This window comes from Mesorhizobium sp., from assembly GCF_024509055.1.
Classification (GTDB): Bacteria; Pseudomonadota; Alphaproteobacteria; order Rhizobiales; family Rhizobiaceae; genus Mesorhizobium.
On the sequence record NZ_JANINM010000177.1, the window covers coordinates 1 to 3,507 of the forward strand.

3 protein-coding genes are annotated in these 3,507 nt (G+C 61.9%); 1 reads left to right on the forward strand and 2 read right to left on the reverse strand.

Annotated features, from left to right (window positions below; translation table 11 throughout):
- Positions 1-187: 187 nt before the first annotated feature.
- Positions 188-1,567 carry a tetratricopeptide repeat protein gene (locus Q0L57_RS08350; protein ID WP_296741021.1) on the reverse strand — a complete coding sequence of 460 codons (1,380 nt, stop codon included), beginning with the start codon at positions 1,565-1,567 and terminating at the stop codon, positions 188-190.
- A gap of 312 nt (positions 1,568-1,879) precedes the next feature.
- Positions 1,880-2,293: an STAS domain-containing protein gene (locus Q0L57_RS08355; RefSeq protein ID WP_296741022.1), complete on the reverse strand. Its 414-nt coding sequence runs from the start codon at positions 2,291-2,293 to the stop codon at positions 1,880-1,882.
- A gap of 59 nt (positions 2,294-2,352) precedes the next feature.
- On the opposite strand from Q0L57_RS08355, the gene Q0L57_RS08360 reads away from it, so the two are divergent.
- Complete coding sequence (locus tag Q0L57_RS08360; RefSeq protein WP_296741024.1) at positions 2,353-3,393, forward strand: ATP-binding protein; 1,041 nt, start codon at positions 2,353-2,355, stop codon at positions 3,391-3,393.
- Positions 3,394-3,507 lie beyond the last annotated feature (114 nt).

The following is a 3,507-nucleotide window of genomic DNA, read 5'->3' on the forward strand; positions in this document are numbered from 1 at the left end:
GTTTCTATCCGTTCGTCGTGAATGATGTTGTCGCCGATTGTGATCGTGCGGACCGGCTGTTGTGGAGCCGTCCCGTGCGCGCTCTGGTTGACCGCGGCCGCCGTGCCGACAGGCTGGGCGAAGGCGGCGCAATTAAGGAAGGGCAGGCAAAGGGCGATGGAAAGCACCTCGATCCGCATGGCCGCTCCTAGAAGCTCTTCATCAAGCCGAGTGAAACACTGACGTCGTCGAAGGCGTTGATCTCGTCGTTCGAACGGACGTTGCGATAGCCGAGCACGGTCTGAACCGACCAGTTGCTGCGCAGGGGAATGGTCAGGGATCCTTGCACGAACGCCTCGGCGTCATGGCGGTCATCGGTGGTCGTGAACATGGTCGGGTCAGGACCGTCAAAGCGCCAGTCGATGGCGCCGAAGCTGAGGCCGACCGTCCAGGGCTGCGAACCCTCGCCGATCGGCGGATCCAGCAGATAGGTGCCTCCGATAATCGCCCCGATCTGCCGATTGCTTGCATAGTCCTGCCGGGCATATTGCCGCTCGCCTTCGACGGAGGCAAAGACGGCTAACCGGTCCGTCAGTTGATGGCTCAGGCTGCCGACGACCCGGATGTCGTTGCCGGTATGGTCCGACGCGTTCGGGCGCAGTTCCGAGTCGCGATAGCCCTGATGCCGGTATTCAATCTGGAGCCGGGCTCGTGTGTCGCGCGTGAACGCCTTGTCAAGCATCACGCCGCCGCCGCCGCTCAGCTGGTAAGGATCACCCGACAGCGTGACGCCGCCCAATATGCCGTAGATGCCGAAATCGGTATGGTCGAGATCGAACCGGTCAAGGCTGAACACCGGCCCGAAGGTCAGTTCCGCCAACGCTGTGTTGATCTCATGATGCTCCCCGTAGAGCGTGCCGTAGGTCAGAAGCTGCACGTCGAACCGGTCGCCCTGCGAGGCCAGATCGTGGGAATAGAGGAAATTGCCCAACATGAAAGCGTTGAAGTCGGAATCCGCCTTTACGTCGTCGGGCAAAGGTAAATTAAACCATCCTAAGTTGAGTGTATCGCTGCGCGTGCCGCCGTTGGCATTGGACTGGAAGCGCGTTCCGAAGACGACTGCACCGTTGAAACGATCGATCGCCGTGCGGTCGCGGATTTCCGTCAGATAGGAATCGACCCGCGTTTTGACCGAGATCGGAATATTCGGAGCTTTAAGCGCGGCGTTCAGGTAGTTCCTGGCCACGTCATAGGAGCCGAGCCGATAATAAAGCACCCCCAGTTCCAGTTGAAGGCGTGGTTCGTCAGGCGCAAAGATGAGCATGCGTTCCAGCGTGGAAATCGCGCTTTCCAGATCTCCGGCCTGGGCGGAGAGCGACGCATATTCGAACGCGATCTCAAGGTTGGCCGGTTCGGCCATCATTTTCGCAAACAGTATTTTCCGACGAGCGGCGTTCTGGGCGGCGCTGCCCTGCTCTATTCTTGGCAGCACGTTGCCGGCGCTGGTCTCCTGGGCAAATGCCTGGCCGTCATGCGCGAGAAGACCAGGGACCAGGGCAAGACATAGCACGCAGGCTGTGCGTCTCATCTGCGACCAACCTCGCCGAACCCGGCGCGACTTGCAGACGGCGGACCGCCGGGAGCGTCCCGCGCCTGCCGACGCCGATTGCAGTCCCGCTCATCAGAGGAAGCGCTGCGCGGCTGCGTTGCGCTTACTTGCCGCCTGCCTCCGATATGCATTGATGCGCGCCCTCTTCGCCCGTGCTCAAGCACGACCACGCCCATGCATTCTTTTGGATGATTTGCCCCGCGAAGTCAAAGACGCACGTTAGTCCGAAAACTAGACCTGTGCATAGCTCATTGCCGGCAAGAAGCCTCCGTGATCGGTGGCCGACCGATGTCACCCGGCGACGGCAGCGTCGACGTTCTGGAAGACGGGAAAGAGGCGCAGGAACCCGCTCATCTCAAATGCCAGGCGGATGCGGCTGTTGAGGCCGCTGAGCGCCATGCGCCCCCCTGCCGCCTTTATCTTCTTGGCAGAGGACAGGAAAACCGAAAGGCCGGTGCTGCTGATGTATTCAAGCCCCGCCATATCGACGACTATGTTGACGTCTCCACGATCTATGACTGCATTCATGTGCCTGCCGAATTCCGGCGACGTGTTGCTGTCGATCCGTCCGATCGGGACGACGATCAGGACTCCGTCGCGACGGTTTTCAGTAATGTTCATTTCAGATTGGATCCCGATACGTCTCGCGTCCACATTGAACGATCTCGGCTTGACGCGCAAACCAAAGTCAGTGGTAATCGCCATATTCTCCCCGCGGCGGCAATCCGGCCCCAGCCTCTGCGGACGCTGACAAGACGAGTGCGATGTCCGACGGAGCGACTAAAAACGAGCTTGCGCGTTCCATCGGCCTGGCCTTACTGCCGCAGCCCTTTCCGTTGCGTCGAGAGGTCGAATTCGCGGCCGCCCTCGCCATAGACGCCGGCAGCACCTGCTACTACGATACGTTCTGGCTCGACCCTTGTACCGTCGCGTTCGCCGTCATACGCCTACCGCTGGGTGGGCTTGAGGGAGCGATGTCCGGCGCCGCGCTGAAGGAGCTTCTCCGTGCCGCGCTGGCCAGGTCCCGCGACCCCGGCAACGCGCTCCAGACATGCCTGCGCCTCGGCCGGGTCGGCGACATAGACGGCGCCGTCGTCATGCTCGACCTGCAGACTGGCCGGTCGATCCAGGCGGTTTCGGGAAGCGGAGAAGTCCGGTCCGATGATAGCCGTCCCTTGCCGCCCGGGCTGGCCGCCCTCGCGCCGGGAATGTCGCTGCGGCTGACTGTAGGCGCGTTTGGCGATGTGCCCGTCACCGTCGAAACTGCCACGGCTGCCGTTTCGACGGTGGCCGAGCGCATTCTCTCAAACGCCGCGGGTGGCGCGGTGGCGGGCATCGTCCTCTACAAGCGCGCGGCGCACCCACCGAATATCGAATTGGTCACGCTTGCCAATGATCTTGCGGAAATTCCGCGCACGCTTGCCGCGATCGAGCGTTTCTGCGCGCTTCACGGCATCGAGCCGCAGGCGGTCGACGGCATCGATCTGGCAGCCGACGAAATCCTCACCAATGTGATCAGCTACGCCTTCAGAGACGGCGCGCGCCATACCATAGATGTGGAAATTTCCTTTGCCGGCAATTGCCTGTCGATAGAGATCCGCGACGACGGCTCGCCGTTCGATCCGCTGGGAATCCTACCTCCTGACCTTACCTCGGAGCTTGCCGAGCGCGAAGTCGGTGGCCTGGGCATTCATTTCGTCAGGACCGTGGCCGACGAGGTCGGCTATCGCCGCGAGGCGGGTTGGAATATATTGCGCCTGATCAAGAGGACGGATACGCGCGGCAAAGGGGGGGTGTCGACATGAATGCGGCGCGTATGGGCGATACGATCCTTCAGGATGCGCCGCATTGCCACGCGCCGATCCATCCGGCCGCTCCGACACCCACGCCCGCACCCCATCCGGCAATGCCGCTCACCA